This is a genomic window from Nocardia sp. FBN12 (assembly GCF_054031145.1).
Window position 1 is genome coordinate 2,843,998 of record NZ_CM132926.1, and the last position, 23,202, is coordinate 2,867,199.

General features: G+C 68.9%; 19 protein-coding genes. 8 read left to right on the forward strand and 11 right to left on the reverse strand.

Annotation, left to right across the window (positions count from 1 at the left end):
- Positions 1 to 130: 130 nt before the first annotated feature.
- The 5 genes from ACWZHB_RS13805 to ACWZHB_RS13825 all read right to left on the reverse strand — a co-directional run bounded on the left by ACWZHB_RS13805 (position 131) and on the right by ACWZHB_RS13825 (position 5,549).
- Positions 131 to 1,180: an acyl-CoA dehydrogenase family protein gene (locus ACWZHB_RS13805; protein ID WP_427908337.1), complete on the reverse strand. Its 1,050-nt coding sequence runs from the start codon at positions 1,178 to 1,180 to the stop codon at positions 131 to 133.
- Positions 1,177 to 2,403, reverse strand: a complete 1,227-nt coding sequence (locus ACWZHB_RS13810; protein WP_427908338.1) for an acyl-CoA dehydrogenase family protein — start codon at positions 2,401 to 2,403, stop codon at positions 1,177 to 1,179. The genes ACWZHB_RS13805 and ACWZHB_RS13810 overlap by 4 nt, the downstream gene beginning before the upstream one ends.
- Complete coding sequence (locus ACWZHB_RS13815) at positions 2,400 to 3,176, reverse strand: enoyl-CoA hydratase/isomerase family protein (protein WP_427908339.1); 777 nt, start codon at positions 3,174 to 3,176, stop codon at positions 2,400 to 2,402. Before ACWZHB_RS13815 ends, ACWZHB_RS13810 begins: the two co-directional genes overlap by 4 nt.
- Positions 3,177 to 3,180: 4 nt before the next feature.
- Positions 3,181 to 4,119 (reverse strand): acyl-CoA dehydrogenase family protein, encoded by a 939-nt coding sequence (locus tag ACWZHB_RS13820; RefSeq protein WP_427908340.1) that lies wholly within the window; start codon positions 4,117 to 4,119, stop codon positions 3,181 to 3,183.
- A 260-nt stretch (positions 4,120 to 4,379) separates the two neighbouring features.
- Positions 4,380 to 5,549 carry an acyl-CoA dehydrogenase family protein gene (locus ACWZHB_RS13825; protein WP_427908341.1) on the reverse strand — a complete coding sequence of 390 codons (1,170 nt, stop codon included), beginning with the start codon at positions 5,547 to 5,549 and terminating at the stop codon, positions 4,380 to 4,382.
- Between the two features lie 76 nt (positions 5,550 to 5,625).
- On the opposite strand from ACWZHB_RS13825, the gene ACWZHB_RS13830 reads away from it, so the two are divergent.
- The 8 genes from ACWZHB_RS13830 (at position 5,626) to ACWZHB_RS13865 (ending at position 16,500) form a co-directional block, all read left to right on the forward strand.
- Positions 5,626 to 6,459, forward strand: a complete 834-nt coding sequence (locus ACWZHB_RS13830) for a FadR/GntR family transcriptional regulator (RefSeq protein ID WP_427908342.1) — start codon at positions 5,626 to 5,628, stop codon at positions 6,457 to 6,459.
- Between the two features lie 289 nt (positions 6,460 to 6,748).
- Positions 6,749 to 8,344: an SMP-30/gluconolactonase/LRE family protein gene (locus ACWZHB_RS13835; protein WP_427908343.1), complete on the forward strand. Its 1,596-nt coding sequence runs from the start codon at positions 6,749 to 6,751 to the stop codon at positions 8,342 to 8,344.
- Between the two features lie 8 nt (positions 8,345 to 8,352).
- Entirely contained in the window at positions 8,353 to 9,198 is an 846-nt protein-coding gene (locus ACWZHB_RS13840) for an SDR family NAD(P)-dependent oxidoreductase (protein ID WP_427909159.1), read from the forward strand.
- 30 nt (positions 9,199 to 9,228) lie between these two features.
- Positions 9,229 to 10,602, forward strand: a complete 1,374-nt coding sequence (locus ACWZHB_RS13845; protein WP_427908344.1) for an aromatic ring-hydroxylating oxygenase subunit alpha — start codon at positions 9,229 to 9,231, stop codon at positions 10,600 to 10,602.
- A gap of 27 nt (positions 10,603 to 10,629) precedes the next feature.
- Positions 10,630 to 12,453 (forward strand): flavin-containing monooxygenase, encoded by a 1,824-nt coding sequence (locus ACWZHB_RS13850; RefSeq protein ID WP_427908345.1) that lies wholly within the window; start codon positions 10,630 to 10,632, stop codon positions 12,451 to 12,453.
- Positions 12,450 to 13,358, forward strand: coding sequence for an SDR family NAD(P)-dependent oxidoreductase (locus tag ACWZHB_RS13855; protein WP_427908346.1), 909 nt, complete (start codon positions 12,450 to 12,452; stop codon positions 13,356 to 13,358). Before ACWZHB_RS13850 ends, ACWZHB_RS13855 begins: the two co-directional genes overlap by 4 nt.
- A gap of 5 nt (positions 13,359 to 13,363) precedes the next feature.
- Positions 13,364 to 15,070, forward strand: a complete 1,707-nt coding sequence (locus ACWZHB_RS13860) for a thiamine pyrophosphate-binding protein (protein ID WP_427908347.1) — start codon at positions 13,364 to 13,366, stop codon at positions 15,068 to 15,070.
- 2 nt (positions 15,071 to 15,072) lie between these two features.
- Positions 15,073 to 16,500 (forward strand): aldehyde dehydrogenase family protein, encoded by a 1,428-nt coding sequence (locus tag ACWZHB_RS13865; protein WP_427908348.1) that lies wholly within the window; start codon positions 15,073 to 15,075, stop codon positions 16,498 to 16,500.
- Between the two features lie 52 nt (positions 16,501 to 16,552).
- Here ACWZHB_RS13865 and ACWZHB_RS13870 read toward each other — a convergent pair whose 3' ends face one another.
- The 6 genes from ACWZHB_RS13870 to ACWZHB_RS13895 all read right to left on the reverse strand — a co-directional run bounded on the left by ACWZHB_RS13870 (position 16,553) and on the right by ACWZHB_RS13895 (position 23,186).
- Complete coding sequence (locus tag ACWZHB_RS13870) at positions 16,553 to 17,704, reverse strand: acyl-CoA dehydrogenase family protein (RefSeq protein ID WP_427908349.1); 1,152 nt, start codon at positions 17,702 to 17,704, stop codon at positions 16,553 to 16,555.
- Positions 17,705 to 17,713: 9 nt separating this feature from the next.
- Positions 17,714 to 18,856 carry a thiolase family protein gene (locus tag ACWZHB_RS13875; protein ID WP_427908350.1) on the reverse strand — a complete coding sequence of 381 codons (1,143 nt, stop codon included), beginning with the start codon at positions 18,854 to 18,856 and terminating at the stop codon, positions 17,714 to 17,716.
- Between the two features lie 2 nt (positions 18,857 to 18,858).
- Positions 18,859 to 19,695, reverse strand: coding sequence for an enoyl-CoA hydratase/isomerase family protein (locus ACWZHB_RS13880; RefSeq protein ID WP_427908351.1), 837 nt, complete (start codon positions 19,693 to 19,695; stop codon positions 18,859 to 18,861).
- A gap of 292 nt (positions 19,696 to 19,987) precedes the next feature.
- Positions 19,988 to 21,256 (reverse strand): CaiB/BaiF CoA transferase family protein, encoded by a 1,269-nt coding sequence (locus ACWZHB_RS13885; RefSeq protein WP_427908352.1) that lies wholly within the window; start codon positions 21,254 to 21,256, stop codon positions 19,988 to 19,990.
- Positions 21,256 to 22,020 (reverse strand): SDR family NAD(P)-dependent oxidoreductase, encoded by a 765-nt coding sequence (locus ACWZHB_RS13890; RefSeq protein ID WP_427908353.1) that lies wholly within the window; start codon positions 22,018 to 22,020, stop codon positions 21,256 to 21,258. The genes ACWZHB_RS13885 and ACWZHB_RS13890 overlap by 1 nt, the downstream gene beginning before the upstream one ends.
- Positions 22,020 to 23,186 (reverse strand): acyl-CoA dehydrogenase family protein, encoded by a 1,167-nt coding sequence (locus ACWZHB_RS13895; RefSeq protein ID WP_427909160.1) that lies wholly within the window; start codon positions 23,184 to 23,186, stop codon positions 22,020 to 22,022. The genes ACWZHB_RS13890 and ACWZHB_RS13895 overlap by 1 nt, the downstream gene beginning before the upstream one ends.
- Positions 23,187 to 23,202 lie beyond the last annotated feature (16 nt).

Here is a 23,202-nt window from a genome sequence, read left to right on the forward strand (position 1 = left end):
CCCGCGGCGCCGACGATGTCGCCGCGGTACCGCCCAGTGATTGTGCGCGCGAGGGGTTCCTACGCCGACAACGGAGTCGGGGTCGGAGCCTCTCGCGCTTCGGCATCACCGCCCGACGCATCCAGCGGGACTACACGTAGCGGGCAGCCAGTGTCTTCCGGTGTGCCGCCGGTGTGCCGAAGAGTGCACGATTCAGGGTCGCGCGCTTGAGGTGGACGTGCACGCCGCTGTCCCAGGTGTAGCCGTATCCGCCGTGCAATTGCATCGCCGCCCCGGCCACCCGCACCGCCGCACCGGTGGTGTACGCCTTCGCCATCGCCGCGCCGACAGCCGCGTCCGCCGCGCCGTCGACGATCGCGCGGGCGGCAGCGTCCACCAGGTGCCGCGCGAGGGTCGCCTGGACCAGCATGTCCGCGCAGGCGTGTTTGACCGCTTGAAACGAGCCGACCGGCCGGCCGAATTGTTCACGCACACGCACATATTCGACCGTCGCCGCCAGCATGGCATCGGCCGAGCCGAGGGAGTCGCACGCGATCGCCACGGCGGCTCGCGCGCGTAAATCCGCCGGTGTTCCTCGGAAACCCCACACGGCCCGCACCGCGGCTCGGTCGGCGATCACTGTCGCCGCCGATCGGGTGGCATCGACGAGCGGTACCGGAGTGATCGTCAGGCCGGGAGTACCGGGCGCCACGGCGACGAGCCGCCAGTTCCCCGCGTTCTCCCGCACGGGAACGAGCAGCAGGTCGGCCGCGGTCGCATCGAGCACGAACTCCGCCGAGCCGCTCAACCGAGGTTCGCCCGACGCGGATTCGAGTACGAACGCCGGATCGGCGTCACTGCTCGCGTCGAGTACCAGCACGGGGAGCGCGAGCCCGGCGATCGTCTGGCGTAATACGTTGTCGCGCAGAGTATCCGCTGTCACATCGACCAGCGCGGGCACCGACAGCGCCAGCACCGTGGGCAGCGCGGTAGCGGCCGCGGCGCGCCCCACTTCATCGAGCAGCACCGCCACTTCGGCGAACGTAGCTCCCGCGCCGTCGAATTCGACCGGCGCGGCCAAGCCGGGCCACCCGGCGCGAGTGACGGTAGCCCACGGCACCGGGTCGGTTCCCACCTTTTTCAGCACTTCCCTTGCGAGAGTGCGTAATTCGTCGTGAAACTCGGTGAATTCGTCGTTCATCGTTGCCCCGCTGCTGGTTCCCGAGGCAGCCCGAGGCCGCGCTCGGCGATGATGGTCCGCTGGATCTCGCTGGTACCGCCGGGAATGGTCCATTCCCAGGAACCGACGAAGTCCAGCACCCAGGCGCCGGACTCCCAGCCGCCGGACATCGGCTTGCGCACCACCGTGTGCGCGCCGACCCCGCCCAGTTCGGCGCCGAAATCGGTCATGCGTTGCAGCAGTTCGCTGTAGAACAGTTTGACGATGGAGGCGTCGGCCGGGCCGACCGTGTTCGTTTCGTGCCGATGCACCAGGTCGCGGCACATCGCGCGCAGTCCGGTGAGCTCGATCTCCAGCTCGGCGAGACGATCGGCGACCACCGGATCATCCAGCGCCCGCCCGCCGTGCCCGATCCGCGCGGCATCCGCGACCAGCCAGCGGAAGCCGGCGTTGCCGAGTCGTTCGGCCAGTTCGAGCATGGTCAGCCCGCGCTCGGCGCCGAGGGTGCGCTGGGCCACCTGCCACCCGCCGTTCTCCGCACCGATCATCGCGCTGGCCGGGACCCGCACCCGGTCCAGGAAGATCTCGCAGAAATGCGATTCACCGGTGGCCTGCCGAATCGGCCGCACCTCGATGCCGGGGCTGCGCATATCGACCAGGAAGTACGAAATCCCTTGGCGGGCAGGAGCGGAAGGGTCGGAGCGCGCGAGCAGCAAGCACCAGTGCGCGTACTGCGCGCCGCTGGCCCACACCTTCTGCCCGGTGATCACCCAGTCGTCACCGTCGCGGCGGGCCGTGGTGCGCAACGCGGCCAGGTCCGAGCCCGCGTCGGGCTCGGAGAAGCCCTGCACCCAGATCTCGCCGTCGAGAATGGCGGGCAGATGCCGCGCCCGCTGTTCGGCCGTGCCTGCCGCCAGCAGCGTCGCGGCCGCGTGATGGATGGCGACGAACGCGAGCACCAGGCGCGGCGCGTCGTGCGCGGCCAGTTCCTGGTACAGCACGATCTGGTGTGACACCGGCATGCCACCGCCGTATTCGGCGGGCCAGTGCGGCACCGCGAACCCCGCCGCACGCAAGCGCTGGAACCAATCCTGTTGGAACCGAGCGAATTCCGCGTCGGAGGCACCGGTCTGCGTCTGGCGCCACTGCGCGGGAATGTGCTGCGCGCACCACCGGCGGACGTGCTCGCCGAACTCCTCGAGATCCTCGGGCCACGCGTGGGGTTGCGTTCCGGTGCGCGTCATCGTGCGTGCCGCCGCAGCCCGCGCAGGCGCTCGCGGTGTTCGTCGGTCTGCATCGACACCACCTCGGCGGCGAATCCGGCTTGCAGCGGACCGGCCAGTGCCTGCGTGAGGTACATGTTCACCACCCGTTTGGTGCCGCGTATCGCCTCGACCGGCTGAGCTGCCAGTCGGCGCGCGAGCGCGTGCGCCTCGTCCAGCAGGGCGTCCGGGGGCGTCGTCCGGCTGGCCAGGCCCACCGAAACCGCGGTGGCGGCGTCGATCCGGTCACCGGTGTAGAGGAATTCGCGGGTGCGCAGAATCGGGGTGAGCAACGGCCAGAAGGCGGCGCCACCGTCGCCGGCCACCAGCCCGACCGCGACATGCGGATCGGCCAGATACGCCGACTCCGACATCAGCACCACATCGCAGAGCACCGCGATGCTCGCGCCGAGCCCGACCGCCGCGCCGTTCACCGCGGCGATGACGGGCAGCGGGAAGCGCAGCAGCTCCTCGATGATCTCCGCGCCTTCGCGGATGCTCTCGTCCCTGGCCGCCGGATCGTCGAGGAAGGAGGTGATCCACGCGAGGTCGCCGCCTGCGCTGAAGGCCCGGCCCGCCCCGGTCAGGATGACCACCCTGGCCTCGGTGTCGGCGGCCAGCAGGCGCCAGACCTGGGCGAGCCCGCGATGGAGGTCGGCATTCACCGCGTTGAGTTCGTCAGGGCGGTCGATCAATACCGTGCGCACGGGGCCGTCCGCGGTCACGGTGAGTCCGGGTGGCAGTGTGTCGGTCACCGGTTCACGCTCCCTGCGGGTCGGAGAACGGCCCGGCCAGCCCGCGGGTGCCGACCCGGCGGGTGAGCAGGTCCTCGGTGCCGGTGATTCCCAACGGCAATCGGCGCAGCGGCAGGCTGTGCCGCGACAGCCACGACAGCGGGGATTCGTCACAGAAACCGAGCGCGCCGTGCACCTGATGCGCGACACGGAAGACGATCTCGGCGGCTTCCAGCGCGGCGAGTCGCAGCGCGAGCGCGTCGGCCACGGCATCGGGCTGCCCGGTCTGGATGCTCCACAGCGCGTAGCGCGCGAGCATCTCCACTCCCTTGCGCTCCACTTCGGCGTCGGTCAGCTGGAACTGCACGGACTGGAATTCCGCCAGCCGCCTGCCGAACTGCTCGCGCACCAGCACGTGGTCACCGGCCAAGGCGAGCGCCCGGTCCAGCATGCCGAGCAACGTCCAACACGGCAGTGCCACAGCCAGAGCCAGGTCGTCGATACCGTCGGCGTCCATCGGCCGCACCGCGATCGGGGTGACGAACGCCGTCTCGCGTGCCGTCCCCCTTGCGGGCAACGCGGTGACCGCACCACGCCGCCCATCAGGATCGATCGCCATGATCCGCAGCGTGAGGCCACCGATCGCAGCAGCGGGTTGCGGCCCCGCCACTACGAAGACAGCGTCGGCGCCGTCCGGCCGGGCGAGCCGCTCCGCCACCGGATAAGGGGTGGCCCAATAGCCCGCACTGCGGCACAACGCCGCGGCCGCCTCCAGCTCCACCGGATCGCGCCGCGGCGCCAGCTCCCACGCACCGAGTCGCGACAGCACCGGGTCGACCAGTGCGCTCCGCTCCGCTGGTTCGGTCTCCGCGGCGCGAACGAGCTCGTCACCACCCGCGGCGCCCAACGCACGCAGCGTCTGCGCACCGAATTCTCTTGCCTCATCAGCTAATTCGAGGTTCATCGGACCCTCTCCCCGCGGCGGCTGTGCCGCCACCATCACACGCGAACCCCGGTCTCCCTCTTGCGGCACCATTGCCATACCCATGCGAGAACCCCACTCTCCATCCAGCGGCGGTGCCGCCACACCCACGCGACGACCCCGCTCTCCCCGCAGCGGCGGAACGGCCGCACCCACGCGAGGGCTCTGCTCTTCCTCCGACGGCAGTGCGGTCGCGCCCACACGAGCACTCGACCCTTCCCTCGGCGGCGGTACGGCCGGACTCACGCCGGAACCCCAGCTCGTCGGGTGCTGAACAGCAATGCGCGCGCCAGCAGGATCTGCTGCATCTCGATACTGCCCGAGGCCACGGTCGCCGCGTTGGCGTACCGCCAGTGATCGTCGACCGCCCGGCGGAACTGTCGCCGCGCGCCCTGTTCGTCGGGCAGATGCGTGGCGAGTTCGGACAGTAGAGCCGCGCTCTCCTGATCCAGGCGGGTGACCGCGATGCGGTAAGCGGCGGCGTCACCGGGTGCGACGGAGCCCGTGCTCTGGGTAGCCAGCACCTGGTAGGCCAGCAGCCGGGCCCGGCGCGCCCGCATGAGCATGCGTGCCCACCGGCCGCGCAGCGCTGCCGGCATGTCGTTCCAGCGCGCACCGATCACCGTCGGTGCCAGGTGCAACAGCCGTTCGCAGCGGGCGTAGCGCGCGATGCCGACCCGTTCGAAGGCAAGCACCTCCTGCACCACCGCCCAGCCCTCGTCCACCCGGCCGAGCACATCGGCTGCCACGGCGGGCACGTCGTCGAAGAACACCTCGTTGAGGTGGTGCGGGCCGAGCATGGAACGAATCGGGCGCACCTCGATGCCCGGCGCCGACATCGGCAGCAGAAACACCGTGAGCCCCTGCTGTTTACGGTCTCCGTCGGAGGTGCGGGCCAGCAGGAAACACCACTGCGCCATGGTGGCGTAGGAGGTCCAGATCTTCTGGCCACTGATGCGCCAGCCGTCGCCGACGCGGCGTGCCGAGGTGCGCAGCGAAGCCAGGTCCGAGCCCGCGTCCGGCTCGGAAAACCCTTGGCACCAGATCACTTCACCGCCCGAGATCGGCGGCAGATGCTCGCGCTGCTGTTCGGCGGTGCCGTGCCGCATGATGGCCGGGCCCACCCAGTTGACGCCCATGTACTGGGCCCCGCGTGGTTCGTGATGGGCCCACATCTCCTCGCGGACCACGGTCTGTTCCCACACCGAACTGCCACGCCCGCCGTAGCGCTGCGGCCATGCCGCGCAGAGCAACCCGCGATCGGCGAGCACACCGCAGAACCGCTGGGCGGTCGCGAGGTCGGCGGGCTCGTCGGTGAACGCGCCGAGGAAGCCGTCGGGAACCTGTGCGGCGATCAACTCGCGGAGCTCACCGCGGAGACCGGCGGCCGCATCACCCATGGTGAAGTCCATGCCACGCACGGTATCCAATCCTCATAAGGATAGCAATATTTGTGGGGTCACCGACGCCCCGACTAGACTGCCCGCCATGGCGGATGCGAACGACTCGGGGAGCAGGGCGGGCCGCACGACAGGGACACGCCGCACCAGGGTCCCGCAACGCCGCATCGCCGAAACGGTCGCCGACGAACTGCGTACCCGCATTCTCACCGGGGACGCCGACTACCGGCTGCCGACACAGGACCAGCTGGTCCAGGATTTCGGCGTCAGCTACCCGTCGATCCGTGAGGCACTGCGCATTCTCGAGACCGAGGGCCTGGTCACCGTCCGCCGCGGCAATGTCGGCGGTGCCGAAGTGCACCGGCCCGACGAGACCTCGGCGGCCTACCATCTCGGCCTCGCCCTGCAGGGCGCCCGGGTGACGCTCGGCGATCTGGCCGCCGGACTGCGGATGCTCGAACCCTTGTGCGCGGCCGCGTGCGCCGGTCGCGCCGACCGCGCCACCACGGTGGTACCCGCCCTGCTCGCGAACGTCGAGAAGTCGGCACAGCTGCTCGGTAACGGCGTCGAATTCACCCACACCGCCCGCGAATTCCACGATCTGATCGTGGCCCACACGCCCAATCTCACGGTGCGCAACATGGTCAGCGCACTGGTCACGCTGTGGTCCTCGCAGGAGGAGGCCTGGGCGCTCGAACTCACCCAGCAGGGCGAGTACCCCTCGCACGACGAGGCGGACGCGGCCGTGCGCACCCATCGGCGCATCGCGGGCGAGATCGAGGCCGGCCGTGCCGCCGAGGCCGAGCGGCTCTACCGCAGCCATCTCGCGGCCACCCAGAGCCTGGTGCTAGAGCGGTTCGACTCCGACATGATCACCGCGTCCAAGCAGGGCGCGCGGCCACGGTCGAACACTCGACCCTGAGCCACCCCTCACCCACATCAGGCGATTCGCCGATATTCGCACGCCCTCTTCCGGCCGTCCGATAATCTGATTCTCACGATTTCGCATACGTTGTTCTTGTGAATATGGGGCCGCATGTCGGCGTCGGTCCAGGTCAGCGCGCCCCAGCGCGCAACCCACCGGGGTCATCTCAGCACATATCCTCCTGAGCAGCGCATTCGGGACTGAAATCCGATATTGCAATCCTTATGAGGATTGCCGTACTGTGGCCCGCAACACATCTGATCCGACCGTATGGGAGGGCCCCGTAGTGACCCGAGGGGCGCGCTACAGCAGCGATACACCGTTCACCGTCGCCGAAGGCTGGCGCGTGCAACGACTCACACCGCCGAGCCGGCTCTTCGGCGCCAACGGCCTGCGCACCGGCGCCGACGACCGCATCTATGTGGCGCAGGTGGCGGGCAGCCAGATCAGCGCGCTCGACGTCGACAGCGGCAGGCTCGAGACCATCAGTGCCAAGGGTGGTGACATCGTCGCCCCCGACGATCTCGTCTTCGACACCGACGGCAATCTCATCGCCACCGAGTACATGGACGCCCGCGTCAGCGTGCGGCACCCCGACGGCACCACCCGGGTCCTGCGCGACGACCTGCCCGGGGCCAACGGCATCACCTTCCACGCGGGCCGGCTGTTCGTCAACGAGTGCCGGATCGGCGGGCGGCTCATGGAACTACCGCTCGACGGCAGTGCGCCGCGCGTACTGGTCGACAACCTCCCGATGCCCAACGCGATGGAATTCGGCCCCGACGGACTCCTCTACTACCCCGTCATGGGCACCAACGACATCTGGCGCGTCGACCCGAACGGTGGCGAGCCCGAACGTGTCGCCGGCGACCTCGGCGTCCCCGACTCGGTCAAGTTCGACGCCGCGGGCTTCCTCGTGTCCACCCAGGTGGGCACCGGCGAGGTGCTCCGCATCGATCCACGCACCGGCGACCGGCAGGTACTGGCGAATCTCGCTCCCGGACTGGACAATTGCACGTTCGTGGGGAATCGGCTGTTCGTGTCGAGCTTCACCGGTGCGATCACCGAGATCCTCGGCGACGGCGCGACGGCACCGATCCTGGCGGGCGGGCTGATGTGGCCGCTCGATCTCACCTTCGGTCACGACGGCAACCTCTACGTCGCCGACGGCACGTACTTCTATGTCCTGCGCGCAGGCGAGCTCGAACCGGTCGCCTCGCTGTTCAGTGTGAACACGCCCGGGTACGTGCGCGGTGCCACCTCGGTCGGCCCCGGCGAGTTCCTCGTCTCGACGTCGTCGGGCGAGATCGCCTACTACCGGCTGGGTCCCGAGCCGAGCACCGAGATCGTGGCGCAGGGCTACGACCAGCTCTACGGCATCGCCGCCACCGCCGATCACGTCATCGTCGTCGCCGAGTTCGGCGCGGGCCGGGTGATGTCGTTGCACGGCGGCCGGGCCGAGGCCATCGCGACCGGGCTCGCGGGCCCACTGGGCGTGGCGTTCGGGCCGGACGAATCCGTCCTGGTCTCCGAATCCGGTGCGGGACGCGTCGTTTCGATCAAGGACGGCAACGTCGACATCGTGGTCGACGACCTGGATACACCGCACGGCATCTTGGTCCGTGGCACGCAACTGTTCGTCGTCGACGTCGGTCTGAAGGCCGTCATCGTTGTCGACTTGGAGACCAAAGCGCGCCGGACGCTCGCCGCGGGGCTGCCGGTCGGCGTGCCCGACGGGGTGGTCGCCAAGCCGCTGCTCGGCACCCCGCCGTTCTCCGGCCCGATGGGCCCCTTCGCGGGCATCACCGCGAGCCCGGACGGCACCCTCTACCTCTCCGCCGACGCCGAGGGCAGCATCCTCACCTTGAATCAGGAAGCGTGACAACGGATATGGCCTACGACGGTCTGGGACTCGACGGGCGCATCGTCATCGTGTCCGGTGCGGGTGGCGGCGGCATCGGTACCGCCGTCACCGCGATGGTGGCCCGCGCGGGCGCGACCGTCATCGCGGTGAGCAGGTCGACCGAGAACCTGGATACCCACATCGCGCCCCTCGTCGCCGAGGGGCTCCCGGTGATCCCGGTCGCCGCCGACGCGGGCACCGACGAAGGAATCGCGACCGTGCTCGACCGGGTCGCCGCGGTTCCCGGCACTCTGCACGGGCTCGTGAACGTGGCCGGTGGCGCGGATCCGTCGCAATGGATGCCCGCCGTCCGGATCACCCGATCCGACTGGCACGACCTGTTCGCGCGCAACCTCGACACGATGTTCTTCATGAGCCAGGCGGTCGCCCGGGAGTTGCGCGCGCGCGATCTGCCCGGTTCCATCGTCTCGATCTCCTCGATCAGTGGCATGAATACCGCACCGTTCCACCTCGCCTACGGCACCGCCAAGGCCGCACTGGTCGCCGCGACCAGGACGCTCGCGGTGGAACTCGCGCAGGACGGAATCCGGGTCAACGCGGTGGCGCCCGGCGTCACCGAGACACCGGCCTCCCGTGCCTACGTCGGCGAGGACCCCGATCGCGATCGCCGGGCCATCACGATGGGCAGGCGCGGGCAGCCCCACGAGCAGGCGGGCCCGATCCTGTTCCTGCTCTCCGACCTTTCCACCTACATCACCGGCCAGACGCTGCTCGTGGACGGCGGCCTGAACCTGCGCTGGACCCATCTCGGCGGTGACCACACCTCGCTGTTCCTCGAGAACGAGGACTTCCGCGCCGCCATCACCCGCTGACGAACCCACGGTTTCCTCCAGGAGGATGTCATGACCGAAACCGCCGAGACCACCGGCGATCCCGCCGCGGATCCGCTGTCGACCCCGATGACGATCGGCGTCGAGGCCTACATTTCCCCGGAGTACGCCAAGGCCGAGGGCGACCTCCTCTGGGCCAGGGTGTGGCAGCAGGTCTGCCGGGTGGAGGAGATCGCACGGGTCGGCGACTACCTGACCTACGAGATCGCCGCCGACTCGATCATCGTGGTCCGCACCGCACCCGACACCCTGCGCGCCTATCACAATGTGTGCGCGCACCGGGGTCGCCGCCTGGTGGACACTCCCCCTGGCGCGCACGACGGACGCGGGCAGACCCGCCAGTTCACCTGCAGCTTCCACGGCTGGCGCTACGACCTCGACGGCCGCAACACCTTCGTCGCCGAACGCGACGACTGGACGTGCGGTCTCACCGAGCGCAACGACGGACTCGCCAAGGTACAGATCGACACCTGGGGCGGCTGGGTCTGGATCAATATGGACCCCGAATGCGAGCCGCTGCGCGACTATCTCGAGCCCGCCGCGGGCCTGCTCGAACATTTCGAGCTGGAGAAGATGCGCTACCGGTGGCGCAAATGGCTGACCTTCGACTGCAATTGGAAGGTCGCCTTCGAGGCGTTCATGGAGACCTACCACGTCCCCTACACCCACCCGGAGTTCTCGAATTTCGGCTCGTTCCTCGGCTGGGCCCGCGCGCAGGGCAAGCACAGCAACATCGGCTACGACGCGCCGAAGGGCATGGAGGAGAACCAGGCCAAGCTGCGGGTGGGCGGCGGTGCCGACGCACGGGTCTCCACCGCCCAGTTGCAGAATTTCACCTGGGAGAACGCCAATACCAACACCACGCGCACGCTGGTGGACGTGGCCAACCGGCTCGTCGACGAGCTGCCCGAGGGCACCCCGTCCGACCAGGTGCTGCGCTACTGGCTCGAAACGGCCAGGGCGCAGGACCAGGCGCGCGGCGTCGACTGGCCCAAGGTCGAGCCCGACGTCGTCGCCAAGAGCGGCACCGCCTGGCAGATCTTCCCGAACTTCCAGATCGGGCACGCGGTCAACAACATGCTCTGCTACCGGTTCCGCCCCTACGGCACCGATCCGGACAAGTGCATTTTCGAGGCCGCCGTCTTCGAGCTGTTCCCGGAAGGGCAAGAGCCGCAGACCGAATGGGAGTACACCCCGGTCGGTGACCCCGGGTGGCGCACCGTGCTGCCGCAGGACTTCGACAATATGGCCGCCGTCCAGCAGGGCATGAAATCGCGGGGCTTCTCCGGCCCGAAACCCAACCCCTATCGCGAGCGCAGCGTGGTGAACCTGCACCACAACCTCGCGCGGTACATGGACACCGGCGCGCCTCGTGATCTCACCTGAATCATCCATCCCAGCAAGGAAATCCGCATGAGCGACTGCGCACCCACGCAGACCCCCGACGTCGATGTCGAGGCACTCCGGGCCCGCTATCTCACCGAACGCGACAAGCGCGTGCGGACCGAGGGCCAGGACCAGTACCTGGTGACCGATGACGAATTCACCGAATTCTACGAGGGTGACCCGTATACGGCGGTGGTGCCGCGAGAACCCATCACCGCCGAGATCGGCATCGCGATCCTCGGCGGCGGCTGGGCGGGCCTGCTCGCCGCCGCCCGGCTCACTGAGGCCGGGGTCACCGACTTCCGGATCATCGAGCTAGCAGGCGATTTCGGTGGCGCGTGGTACTGGAACCGGTACCCCGGCATCCAGTGCGACACCGACAGCTACGCCTACCTGCCGCTGCTCGAGGAAACCGGCTACATGCCGACCGAGAAGTACGCGCGCGGTGACGAGTGTTTCGAACACGCGCAGCGCATCGGCAAGCACTACAACCTCTACGAGCGGTCGATCTTCAGCACGCTGGTGAAGTCGCTGCGCTGGGACGATGAGCTCGACCGCTGGCAGATCGGCACCAACCGTGGCGACGACCTGCGTGCCCGCTTCGTGATCATGGCGCAGGGCCCGTTCAACAAGCCCAAAATGCCGGGTATCCCCGGGATCTCGGAGTTCACCGGTCACACCTTCCACAGCGCGCGCTGGGATTACGAGTACACCGGCGGCACGATGCAGGGCGGGCTGACCAAGCTGGCGGGCAAGAAGGTCGCGGTGATCGGCACCGGCGCCAGCGGCATCCAGATCGTGCCGCACCTGGCCGAGACCGCCGAGCACCTCTACGTCTTCCAGCGCACGCCTTCCTATGTCTACGAGCGCGGTGACGTGCCGACCGATCCGGAATGGGCCGCCTCAGTGCAGCCGGGCTGGACCCGCGAGCGCAAACGCAACTTCCATACCGCCGCGTTCGAGGCATTCACGCCCGGCCAGGCCGATCTGATCTGCGACGGCTGGACCGAGGTCAGCCGCAACCTCGAGGCGCACCTGAGCGCCACCGGCGGCTGGGCGTCGCTCACGCCGGAGAAGTTCATGGAGTTGCGCGAGATCGAGGACTACAAGGCGATGGAGCGCGTGCGTGCGCGTGTCGACGAGATCGTCACCGATCCGGCCACCGCGGCCGCGCTCAAGCCGTACTACCGATTCCTGTGCAAGCGGCCGTGTTTCAACGACCAGTACCTGCCCACCTTCAACCGCCCCAACGTGACCCTGGTCGACGTCGCGAAGACCAAAGGCGTGGAACGCATCACGGCCACCGGGATCGTCGCCGACGGCGTCGAGCACGAGGTCGACTGCATCATCTTCGCCAGTGGCTTCGAGATCACCACCGATCTGGACCGCCGCTTCGGCATCGCGCCGTTCGCCGGCCGCGACGGCCTCTCGCTCTACGAGCACTGGGGTGAGGGCTACCGAACCCTGCACGGCCTCACCACCCCTGGCTTCCCGAATCTGTTCTTCACCGGGTTCCTCCAGGGCGGGGTCACCGCCAGCACCACCGACATGTTCGACCAGCAGGCCGAGCACATCGCCTACATCCTGAAACAGGCCGTCGACACCGACGCCACCACGGTCGAGCCGACGGTCGAGGCCACGCGAGACTGGGTGCGCACGGTCCGCGAAACCGCCGTCGACAACAGCACTTTCCAGCGCGAGTGCACACCCGGCTACTACAACAACGAGGGCGAGCAGCAGATCCGCTCGCACCTCGGCGAACCGTACTGGCCCGGCTTCTACGCCTTCGGTGACCTCTTGCGAGCCTGGCGCGACGGCGGCGATCTGCCGGGTCTGGAGCTGAGCAGATGAGCTTGCGCTTCGACGGTCGCGTCGCGGTGATCACCGGCGCGGGGCGCGGTCTCGGCCGCGCCTACGCGCTGCTGCTGGCCGCGCGGGGTGCCAAGGTGGTGGTCAACGATCTGGGCAGCAGCGTGCGCGGCGACACCGTCGAGGGCGATCCCGCCGCCGAGGTGGTGGCCGAGATCCGGGCGGTGGGCGGCGAAGCCGTCGCGTGCGGCGAATCGGTCGCCACGCCCGAAGGCGGACAGGCGATCGTCGACGTCGCGCTGACGAACTTCGGGCGCCTCGACATCCTCGTGCACAACGCGGGCAATGTCCGCTACGGCTCCCTGCGCGAGCTGAGCTACGACGATTTCGAATCGGTACTCGACGTGCACCTGCGCGGAGCCTTTCACGTGGTGCGCCCGGCGTTTCCGGTCATGGCCGACGCCGGGTACGGCCGCGTCGTCCTCACGTCCTCGATCGGCGGCCTCTACGGCAACAAGGGCGTCGCCAATTACGCGGTGGCCAAGGCGGGCATGATCGGGCTGTCCAATGTCGTCGCGCTCGAGGGCGCGGAATCGGGCATCACGAGCAACGTCATCGTGCCCGCCGCGGTGACCCGGCTGGCGGACGGTCTCGACACCTCCGCCTATCCGCCGATGGGACCCGACCTCACCGCCCCGGCGGTCGGCTGGCTCGCCCACGAATCCTGTTCGATCACCGGCGAGATGCTGGTGGCCGTCGCGGGGCGGGTTGGCCGGGCCTATATCGCCGAAACCCCGGGGGTCCATCAGCCCTCGTGGACGATCGAGCAGGTCGGCGAGCAGATCGACGCGATCCGTGACACCGCGAATTCGTGGATCCTGCCGCCGGTTCCGGCCGGTCACACAGAACACCTCAGGAAGAGTTTCGCGCTAGTCACGAAAGGCTAACCGGCATGTCGGTCAAGGTCTACGAACGAATCCTTCAGCTGTTCGAAGCCGAAGGCATCAACACGATTTTCGGTATCCCCGATCCGAACTTCGTGCACATGTTCCATCTCGCGGAGGAACGCGGCTGGAACGTCATCGCACCCCACCACGAGGAGTCGGCCGGTTTCATGGCCGAGGCGGTCTCCCGGATGACCGGCACGGCCGCGGTCTGCATCGGCACGCTCGGGCCCGGCGTCGCCAATCTCGCCGGCGCGATGATGTGCGCGATGGTGGAGCATTCGCCGGTGATCTTCCTCGGCGGTCAGCGCGCCAGGATCACCGAGCAGCGGGTCCGCCGAGGCCGGATCCAATTCGTCAAACAGGCCGCGCTGTTCGAGAACTCGGTGAAGTACAGCGCGAGTATCGAATACGCCGATCAGACCGACGAGATCATCCGCGAGGGCCTGCGCAAGGCGCTCAGCGGAACCCCCGGCCCCGTCTATATCGAATACCCCTCACACGTCATCCAGGAAGAGCTCGATGTGCCCGCGCCGCTGCCACCGGCGAGCTATCGCCTGGTGGGCCAGACCGCGGGCGCGGACAAGGTCGCCGAGGCGGTCGAGCTGTTGCGTGCGGCGAAGCAGCCGATCCTGCTGGTCGGGCACGGCGTGCACACCTCGCGCGCCGGGGCGGCGGTGCGGGAACTGGCCGAGCTGCTTGCGGTTCCGGTGATCCAGACCTCCGGCGGTACCTCCTACATCAAGGGCCTCGAGGACCGCACCTTCCCGTACGGCTTCTCACCGGCGGCGGTCGAGGCCGTGGTGGGGTCGGATCTGTGCCTGGCGATCGGCACCGAGCTGGGTGAACCCGTGCACTACGGGCGCGGACGGCACTGGGTCGCGGGCGAGGCCGACCGGAAATGGATTCTGATCGAACAGGATCCGGCCGCGATCGGAGTCAACCGGCCGATCGACGTGCCGCTGGTCGGCGACCTGCGCGCGATCGTGCCGCAACTGGTGGCGGCGCTGCGCGACACCCCTCGCACGGCCACCCCGGAACTGGCGGGCTGGATCGAGCAGGACGCCGCGCGACTGGCCGAACTCGCCGAGACCGCACCGTCCGGGCGCACGCCGGTGCATCCGGCGCGGCTGATCGTGGAGGCCACCAAGGCTTTTCCCGCCGACGGCATCATGGTGCGCGACGGCGGCGCCACCACGATCTTCGGCTGGACCTACTCCCAGGCCAAGCCGCACGACGTGATCTGGAACCAGAACTTCGGCCACCTCGGCACCGGTCTGCCCTACGCGGTCGGCGCCTCGGTGGCCGAGGGCCGCAACCGCCCGGTGATGCTGATCTCCGGCGACTCCTCGTTCCAGTTCCAGATCGCCGAGCTGGAAACCGCTGTGCGACTGAATCTTCCGCTGGTCTCGGTAGTGGCCGTCGACTACGCGTGGGGGCTCGAGGTCGGCGTCTACAAACGCACCTTCGGGCAGGGGTCGCTCGAGACCGGGGTGCACTGGAGCACCGAGACCCGGCTCGACAAGGTCGCGGAGGGCTTCGGCTGTTACGGCGAATACGTCGACCGTGAAGAGGACATCGCACCGGCGATCAAGCGGGCCTACGCCAGCGGCAAGCCGGGTGTGATCCACGTAGCGGTCGACCCGAAGGCGAACTCCGAGGAGATGCCCTCCTACGACGAGTTCCGCACCTGGTACGCGGAAGGAACCCAATAATCATGCCTGCCATCTCCACGTTCTATATCGGCGGCAAGTGGATAGAGCCCGCCGGCACCACGACTTTCGACGTTGTCGACCCGGCTACCGAGGAGGTCTACGGCACCGTCGCGGCGGGGACCGTGGCCGATGTCGACCGGGCGGTGGCCGCCGCGCGTGGCGCGTTCGCGAGCTGGTCGCGGAGTTCGGTCAGCGAACGCCTCGAGCTGCTGGCCGCGATCGGTGTCGAGTTCGAGCGCCGCCGCGGCGACATCGCGGCGGCGCTGACCGCCGAGATGGGTGCCCCGGCGGCACTGGCCAACGGGTTCCAGCTGAATCTGGTTGCCGGACATCTCGATACGGCGATCGAGGTGTTGCGCGACTACGCGTTCACCGAGCAGCGCGGGGCTACGCTGATCGCCCGCGAGCCGATCGGCGTCGCGGGGCTGATCACCCCGTGGAACTGGCCGCTGAGCCTGATCGCGGTGAAGGTGTTCCCCGCGTTGGCCGCCGGGTGCACCGTCGTGCTCAAACCGTCGGAGCAGTCGCCGTTCAGCGCGCAGATCTTCGCCGAGGTGCTCGACGTCGCCGGGGTGCCCGCCGGCGTGTTCAACCTGATCCACGGCGACGGCCCCGGCGTGGGCGCTCCCCTGGCCGCACACCCGGACGTCGATGTCATCTCGTTCACCGGGTCTACCCGCGCCGGGATCGAGGTAGCTCGCAATGCCGCACCCAGCGTCAAACGGGTCACCCAGGAACTCGGCGGCAAGAGCCCCAATATCGTGCTCGACGACGCGCAGTTCGCGGCGAACGTCGCGGCGGGCATCGGCCCGCTGATGATGAACTCCGGCCAGACCTGTAGCGCGCTGACCCGGATGCTCGTGCCACGCGCCCGCATGGACGAGGCGATCGCGGCGGCGAAATCGGCCGCCGAGCAGCTCACCGTCGGCGATCCCAATACCGAGGTCACGCTCGGCCCGGTGGTGTCGAAGGCGCAGTTCGAGAAGGTGCAGGGTCTCATCCAGCGTGGCATCGACGAGGGGGCGACCCTGGTGGTGGGTGGCACCGGCCGCCCGGACGGTCTGGCGAAGGGCTTCTACGTCAAGCCGACCGTGTTCGCGAATGTCACCAACGACATGACGATCGCGCGCGAGGAGATCTTCGGCCCCGTGTTGACGATCCTGGCCTACGACAGCGTCGATCACGCGGTGGAGATCGCCAACGACACCGAGTACGGGCTGGCGGGCAATGTCGCGGGCGCCGACCTCGACCAGGCACGGGCGGTGGCACATCGCATCCGGGCCGGGTATGTCTCGATCAACGACGGGTTCGACTTCCACAGTCCGTTCGGCGGTTTCCGCAAGAGCGGCAACGGCCGCGAGTGGGGAGCGTTCGGTTTCGACGACTACCTCGAGATCAAGGGCATCCTCGGGTACGCGCCCGCGGAGTGAGCGAACGCGAAAAGCGCCGGAATCGTTGAGATCCGGCGCTTTTCGCGTGCTGTCAGGACAGGCCGAGGTCCCTGGCGACGATCATCTTCATCACCTCGCTGGTCCCGGCGTAGATCCGGGCCACCCGCGCATCGGTGAAGAGCCGGGCGATCGGGTATTCCATCATGTAGCCGTAGCCGCCGAACAGTTGCAGGCAGCGGTCGACGGTGCGGGCCTGCACCTCGGTGCAGAACAGTTTCACCCGGGCGGCATCGGCGCCGGAGAGCACGCCGTCCAGCAGATCCGCGACGGCCCGGTCGATCATCGTCTGCGCGGCCTCGACTTCGGTGGACAGCGCCGCCAGCTCGAACTTGGTGTTCTGGAACGAGGCCACCGGTGTACCGAAAGCCTTACGCTCCCTGGTGTATTCGACGGTGGCGGCGATCGCCGCGCGGGCCTGGGCCACCGAGCCGACTGCGACGGTGAGCCGCTCCTGCGGCAGGTTGTGCCCGAGATAGCCGAACGCCGCGCCCTCCTCGCCCAGCCTGTTCGCCACCGGCACCCGAACGTCGGTGAACGACAGCTCCATCGTGTCCTGCACCTTGCAGCCCATCTTCTCCAGCTCCCGGCCACGTTCGAAGCCGGGCATCCCGTCTTCGACGACCAGCAATGTGAGGCCGGCCCTGCGGTTCTCCGGGTCGGTTGCCGTGCGGGCCACGACGATCACCAGATCGGCGAGCAGGCCACCGGTGATGAAGGTCTTCGCGCCGTTGAGGATGTAATGGTCGCCGTCGCGCACGGCACTGGTGCGCATTCCGGCCAGGTCGGAGCCGGTGCCCGGCTCGGTCATGGCCACGGCGGTGAGCAGCGACCCGGCCGCCAGACCAGCGAACCAGCGCTCGCGTTGCGCGGCATCGGCGTACTCGAGGAAATACGGCAGGATGACGTCGAGCTGGGTGCGGACCGTGCCCATCGTCACCAGGGCGCGGGCGGCCTCCTCCTGCAGGACCACGTTGTAACGGTAGTCGCGCAGGCCCGCGCCGCCGAATTCCTCGGGCAGCGCGATGCCGAGCAGCCCGAGTTCGCCCATCTCGGTGAAGATCTCGCGCGGCATCCGGCCCGCGCGTTCCCAGTCCGCGTAGTTCGGGGCGATGCGTTTCTCGACGAAACCTCGGACCAGTTCGCGAAAGGCCTCGTGATCGGGGGTGAACAGTTCCCGGCGCATGTGATCCCCTCAGACCAGCTCGACGATGGTGGCGTTGGCGGTGCCGCCGCCCTCGCACATGGTTTGCAGGCCGTAGCGAATCCCGTTGTCGCGCATGTGATGCAGCATGCGGGTGAGCAGGACCGCGCCCGAACCGCCCAGCGGATGCCCGAGCGCGATCGCCCCGCCCAGCGGGTTGAGCCGGGCCGGGTCGGCACCGGTCTCGGCCAGCCAGGCCAGCGGCACCGGCGCGAAGGCCTCGTTCACCTCGTACACCCCGATCTCCGGCAGGGTGAGCCCGGCTTTGCGCAACACCTTCTCGGTGGCCGGGATCGGGCCGGTCAGCATGAGGACCGGGTCCGATCCGGCGACCGCCCCGGCGCGGTAGCGCGCCAGCGGGGTCAGACCGAGTTCACGAGCCTTGTCCGTGGTGGTGAGCAGGAGCGCGGCGGCGCCGTCGGAGATCTGGGAGGAGTTGCCCGCGTGGATGACGCCGTCGTCGCGGAAGGCGGGCTTCAGCTTCGCCAGCTTTTCCGTACTGCTCCCCCGCCGAACACCCTCGTCGGTGTCGACGACACCGTCGGCGGTGGTCACCGGCACGATCTGCGCGGTGAACGCGCCCGCGTCCTGCGCGGCGGCGGCCAGCTCGTGCGAGCGCACGGCGAATTCGTCCAGTCGGGTCCGGTCCAGGCTCCACTTGCCGGCGATGAGTTCGGCCGAGAGTCCCTGGTTGAAGGAGAAACCGTCGTAGCGGGCCAGCGCGCGCGGACCATAGGGTGCGCCACCGGCTTTGGCCGCGCCGAGCGGCACCCGGCTCATCACTTCGACTCCGCCCGCGACCATGACGTCGGCCATTCCCGACAACACGGCCTGGGCGGCGAAGTCGACGGCCTGCTGGCTGGAACCGCAGGCGCGGTTCACGGTCGTGCCCGGCACGCTCTCCGGCCAGCCCGCGGCCAGCACCGCGTACCGGCCGATATTGCTCGACTGGTCGCCCACCTGGGACACGCAGCCCCACACCACATCGTCGACGACGACCGGGTCTATGCCGGTGCGCTCGGCCAGGGCGGACAGGACCAGCGCGGACAGGTCCGCCGGGTGAACACCGGCCAGACCGCCGTTGCGTTTGCCGACCGCGGTTCGGACCGCGGCGGCGATGACTACCTCGGGCATGGCTATCTCCCGTTCTCGGAACTCGTGGGACGGATCGGTGGACGATGCACCGTCCACCGCCCGGTGAACTGTGGCGCGCGCCGTTCGGCGAACGCGGCGAACGCTTCCGGCGCGTCGGCGGTGGCGAAGTTCAGCCCTTGCGCGCGGGCCTCGGCGGCGAGGGCCTGGCGCAAGGTGGAGTCGGCGCCCTCGTGCAGCAGCGCCTTGGTCTGCGCCAGCGCCACCGGTGGGCCCGCGGCCAGCCGGGCGGCGAGCTCGCCGGTGAACGCGTCGATCTCGTCGGCGGAGCGCACCCAGGTGACCAGACCCAGCTCGTGCGCTTCGGCGGCGGCGATCGTCTCGGCGAGCAGGGTCAGCCGTTTGGCCTGCTGAAGACCGACGAGCCGGGGCAGCAGCCAGGACCCGCCCAGATCGAGCGTGAGGCCCCTGGCCGTGAACACCTGCGCGAAGGTCGATTCCGGGGTCGCGACCACCAGATCGCACCCCAGCGCCAGATTCCACCCCGCCCCGATCGCGGGCCCGGCCACCTTGGCAACCGTCGGCAGTGGCAGCTCGTGCAGCAGCGTCGCCACCTCGCTGAGCGGGCGCATGCGATAGATCGGGTGCGCGTTGTCGGGCACCGAGATATCGGCCCCGGAACAGAACGCGCTGCCCGCTCCGGTGAGCACCAGTGCGCGTACGCTGCGATCGGTCGCGACCACTCGCAGCGCATCGGCCAGGGCTGCGAAGAGTTCCGCGTCGATGGCATTGCGCCGATGCGGACGATTCAGGGTCAGTGTGCGCACACCGTCGCGGTCGGCGACCAGCAGCACCTGGTCCGCGACGTCGTCACCGATCATGACCCGGCTCCTACCGCGGGGCAGCGGTCACCTGACAGTTCGGTCGCGATGCGTGTAATGGCGTAGCGGTAGCCGGAATCGGTTGCGGGAGAAGTGGGATCGGGCATGGGCTGCGGTCGGGGCCGCCCAACGCGCGCGGCACGGCCAGTCCCGGCGAGCTGCCGTCCACACAGGTGGCACCGATCGTGGCTGAGCGGACGAGTGCGGCGTGGACCAACCCGGCGGCGGCACGGACCGGCGGACTGTGCGACCCATCGCGCGATGGTTGTCGCGGAGGTGACTCCGGCGCCGGTCATGTTCCGACCTCGGTGCGGACCTGCTCGCCGATCACAGCGGTTGCCCGTAACCGCTCTATTTCCGTTGCGGTGCAGCCTATTTCACTGAGGAGTCGGTCGGTATCGGCGCCCAGGTCGGGTACCGGTCCCATCGGTGGCGCATAGCCGGTGACCACTGCGGGCGGGAGGAGTGACGGGATGGGGCCGGCGGGGGTGTCGATGTCGCGCCAGCGGCCTCGCTGCTCGAGCTGCGGGTGGGCCAGAACCTCGCTGGGCCGGTTGTAGCGAGCGTTGCCGATGCCGGCGCTGTCGGCGATCTGCTGGATCTCCACCAGCTCGTGGCCCGCGCACCATGCGGTGATCGCCGCGTCGAGTTCGGCGCGGTGGGCGGTGCGGCCGGAGTTGGTGCGAAACCTCGTGTCGGCGGCGAGATCAGGGCGTTGCAGGACGGTCGTGGCCAGGCGTTGCCATTCGCGGTCGTTGGTGGTGCCGAGCACGACGGTGTGGCCGTCGGCGGTCGGGTAGGCGCCGTAGGGGGCGACCGCGGGTGAGCTCATGCCGAGCGGTATCTGGTCCACCCCGGCGTGGCGGGCGTAGGTGAGGTGGTAGCCCATCATCTCGGCCATGGTGTCGAACAGGCTGATAGCCATGTCCGCGCCGTTCCGTGCCTCCGCGTTGCGTGGGCGCGGGTCCGCTGACGCACCGGCGTCACGGCGGTACAGACCCATCGTGATCGCGAGCGCGGCGTAGAGCCCCGTGGTCACATCCGCCACCGGCGGACCGGGTTTCGCCGGTTGCCCGGCAGTGCCTGTCACCGCACAGACTCCGGCTTCGGCCTGGACGAGGAGGTCGTAGGCACGTTTGTGCGACAGGGGCCCGTCCCGACCGAAGCCGTCGATCTCCATCGCGACGAGCGAGGGGTAGCGCTCGGCCAGCGCCGCCGGGGACAAGCCGAGGCGGGCGGTGGCTCCGGGGGCGAGATTGCTCACCAGCACATCGGCCCGGCTCAGCAATCGGTGCAGGATATCCAGTCCGGCAGTGGTTTTCAGATCGAGGGCGATCGATTCCTTACCTCGGTTCACCCAGACGAAGTGGGCGGCCTGCCCGAGCACCACATCGTCGTAGTGCCGGGCGAAATCGCCGCCCGCCGGGTGCTCGACCTTGATCACCCGCGCACCGAAATCGGCCAGCACGCGTGTGCACATCGGTGCCGAGACCGCCTGCTCCAGCGCGATCACGGTGATCCCGGCCAGCGGCGCGGCCGCGGGTGGGTCGAGGGGTGCCATCAGATCACCGTGCCGCCGTCCACCGGCAGCACCTGCCCGGTGATGAAGGACGCGGCATCGGAGGCCAGGAAGACGAACGCGCCCGCCACCTCGTCGGGTTCAGCCCAGCGGCGCAACAGGATTCGGTCCAGCATCTGCGGTGCGAACCGCTCGTCGGTGCGGATGGCCTCGGTCATCGTAGTGGCGGCCAGTGGGGCCACCGCGTTCACCAGGATCTGCTTGCGCGCCAGTTCCTTCGCCATCGACTTGGTGATGCCGATGACCGCCGCCTTGGCTGCCGAGTAGTTCACCTGGCCGAGTGTCCCGACGATGCCCGCGGCCGAGGTGACGTTGATGATTCGGCCGGTACCGTCGGTGGGCAGGTACGTCAGCGCTGCCTGGACGCACTGGATGGCCCCGAGCGCGTGGATGTCGAACAGCGAACGCACCGACTCCGCGGTGGTCTTGTTCAGCATCGCCGGTGCGGTCACCCCGGCGTTGTTGACCAGGATGTGCAGCGCCCCGCCGGCGAGCGCGGCCGCTCGCTCGGCGGCCTGGCCCGCCGCGTCGGGATCGGTCACATCGAAGGCGAAACTGGCTGCGGTGCCGCCGTTTCCGGTGATCTTCTCCGTGACAGCGCCCGCCGCCACACCGTCCAGGTCGGTCACCAGCACCGCGGCACCGGCCATGGCGAGCGCCTGGGCGACAGCGGCGCCGATGCCGCCCGCCGCCCCGGTCACCAGCGCGGAACGCCCGGTGAGGTCGAACATCGTCTGCGACACCATCAGTAGCTCCTCGGTAGGCCAAGGGCGTGGGTGCCCAGAAAGCTCAAGATCATTTCCTGACTGACGGGCGCGATCCGCATCACCCGCGACTCCCGGAAGTACCGGGCGACGTGGTACTCCTCCGCGTACCCCATCCCACCGTGGGTCTGCAGGGCACGGTCAGCCGCGGTGAAGCCTGCGTCGGCGCACAGATACTTGGCTGTATTCGCCTCGCGCCCACAGGATTTGCCGTTGTCGTAGCGCCAGGTGGCCTTACGCAACACCAATTCCGCCGCGTCGAGCCGGGCGAGCGAGTCCGCCAGCGGGAACTGGACGCCCTGGTTGCTGCCGATCGGCCGGTCGAAGACGACCCGTTCCTTGGCGTAGCGCACCGCCCGATCCAGCGCGACTCGGCCCAGGCCCAGCGCTTCGGCCGCGATCAGCATGCGCTCGGGGTTGAGGCCGTCCAGCAGATAGCGGAAACCCTGCCCTTCCTCGCCGACCCGGTCCTCGACCGGCACCCGCAGATCGTCGATGAACAGCTCGTTCGAACTCACCGCGTTGCGGCCCATCTTCGCGATCGGGCGGATGTCGACGTGGTCGCGATCGAGGTCGGTCAGGAACAGGGTCATCCCGTCGGTCTTCTTCTCGACCTCGTCGTAGGGCGTGGTCCGGGTCAGCAGCAGGATCTTCTCCGACTCGAGCGCCTTCGAGATCCAGACCTTGCGTCCGTTCACCACATAGTGGTCACCGTCGCGGCGGGCCGAGGTGGTGATACGCGAAGTATCCAGTCCCGCACCGGGTTCGGTGACGCCGAAGCACACATGCAGGTCCCCGGCGGCTACCCGTGGCAGGGTGCGCCGCTTGAGGTCGTCGGAGCCGTGCACCACCACCGGCTGCATCCCGAAGATGGACATGTGGATCGAGCTCGCGGCGTTCATCCCGCCGCCGGAGCGCGACACCTCCTCGGCCAGCAGGGTGGCCTCGGTGATGCCGAGGCCGTGCCCGCCGTATTCGGTGGGAATGGTGATGCCGAGCCAGCCGCCGCTCGCGATCGCCCGGTAGAACTCGGTGGGGAATTCGTGGTCGCGGTCGTGCTCCAGCCAATACTGGTCGTCGAACTTGCGGCACAGCTGCGCGACGGTGGAGCGGATGAGCTCCTGATCCTCGGACAGGTCGAAGTGCATGCCTTCGGGCATTGTC

Excerpts from the sequence above, each read along its gene's own strand:
- ACWZHB_RS13805 (WP_427908337.1), bottom strand. The coding sequence starts at position 1,180 with ATGAACGACGAATTCACCGAGTTTCACGACGAATTACGCACTCTCGCA.
- ACWZHB_RS13810 (WP_427908338.1), bottom strand. The coding sequence starts at position 2,403 with ATGACGCGCACCGGAACGCAACCCCACGCGTGGCCCGAGGATCTCGAG.
- ACWZHB_RS13820 (WP_427908340.1), bottom strand. The coding sequence starts at position 4,119 with ATGAACCTCGAATTAGCTGATGAGGCAAGAGAATTCGGTGCGCAGACG.
- ACWZHB_RS13825 (WP_427908341.1), bottom strand. The coding sequence starts at position 5,549 with ATGGACTTCACCATGGGTGATGCGGCCGCCGGTCTCCGCGGTGAGCTC.
- ACWZHB_RS13830 (WP_427908342.1), top strand. The coding sequence starts at position 5,626 with ATGGCGGATGCGAACGACTCGGGGAGCAGGGCGGGCCGCACGACAGGG.
- ACWZHB_RS13840 (WP_427909159.1), top strand. The coding sequence starts at position 8,353 with ATGGCCTACGACGGTCTGGGACTCGACGGGCGCATCGTCATCGTGTCC.
- ACWZHB_RS13845 (WP_427908344.1), top strand. The coding sequence starts at position 9,229 with ATGACCGAAACCGCCGAGACCACCGGCGATCCCGCCGCGGATCCGCTG.
- ACWZHB_RS13850 (WP_427908345.1), top strand. The coding sequence starts at position 10,630 with ATGAGCGACTGCGCACCCACGCAGACCCCCGACGTCGATGTCGAGGCA.
- ACWZHB_RS13855 (WP_427908346.1), top strand. The coding sequence starts at position 12,450 with ATGAGCTTGCGCTTCGACGGTCGCGTCGCGGTGATCACCGGCGCGGGG.
- ACWZHB_RS13860 (WP_427908347.1), top strand. The coding sequence starts at position 13,364 with ATGTCGGTCAAGGTCTACGAACGAATCCTTCAGCTGTTCGAAGCCGAA.
- ACWZHB_RS13865 (WP_427908348.1), top strand. The coding sequence starts at position 15,073 with ATGCCTGCCATCTCCACGTTCTATATCGGCGGCAAGTGGATAGAGCCC.
- ACWZHB_RS13870 (WP_427908349.1), bottom strand. The coding sequence starts at position 17,704 with ATGCGCCGGGAACTGTTCACCCCCGATCACGAGGCCTTTCGCGAACTG.
- ACWZHB_RS13875 (WP_427908350.1), bottom strand. The coding sequence starts at position 18,856 with ATGCCCGAGGTAGTCATCGCCGCCGCGGTCCGAACCGCGGTCGGCAAA.
- ACWZHB_RS13880 (WP_427908351.1), bottom strand. The coding sequence starts at position 19,695 with ATGATCGGTGACGACGTCGCGGACCAGGTGCTGCTGGTCGCCGACCGC.
- ACWZHB_RS13885 (WP_427908352.1), bottom strand. The coding sequence starts at position 21,256 with ATGGCACCCCTCGACCCACCCGCGGCCGCGCCGCTGGCCGGGATCACC.
- ACWZHB_RS13890 (WP_427908353.1), bottom strand. The coding sequence starts at position 22,020 with ATGGTGTCGCAGACGATGTTCGACCTCACCGGGCGTTCCGCGCTGGTG.
- ACWZHB_RS13895 (WP_427909160.1), bottom strand. The coding sequence starts at position 23,186 with ATGCACTTCGACCTGTCCGAGGATCAGGAGCTCATCCGCTCCACCGTC.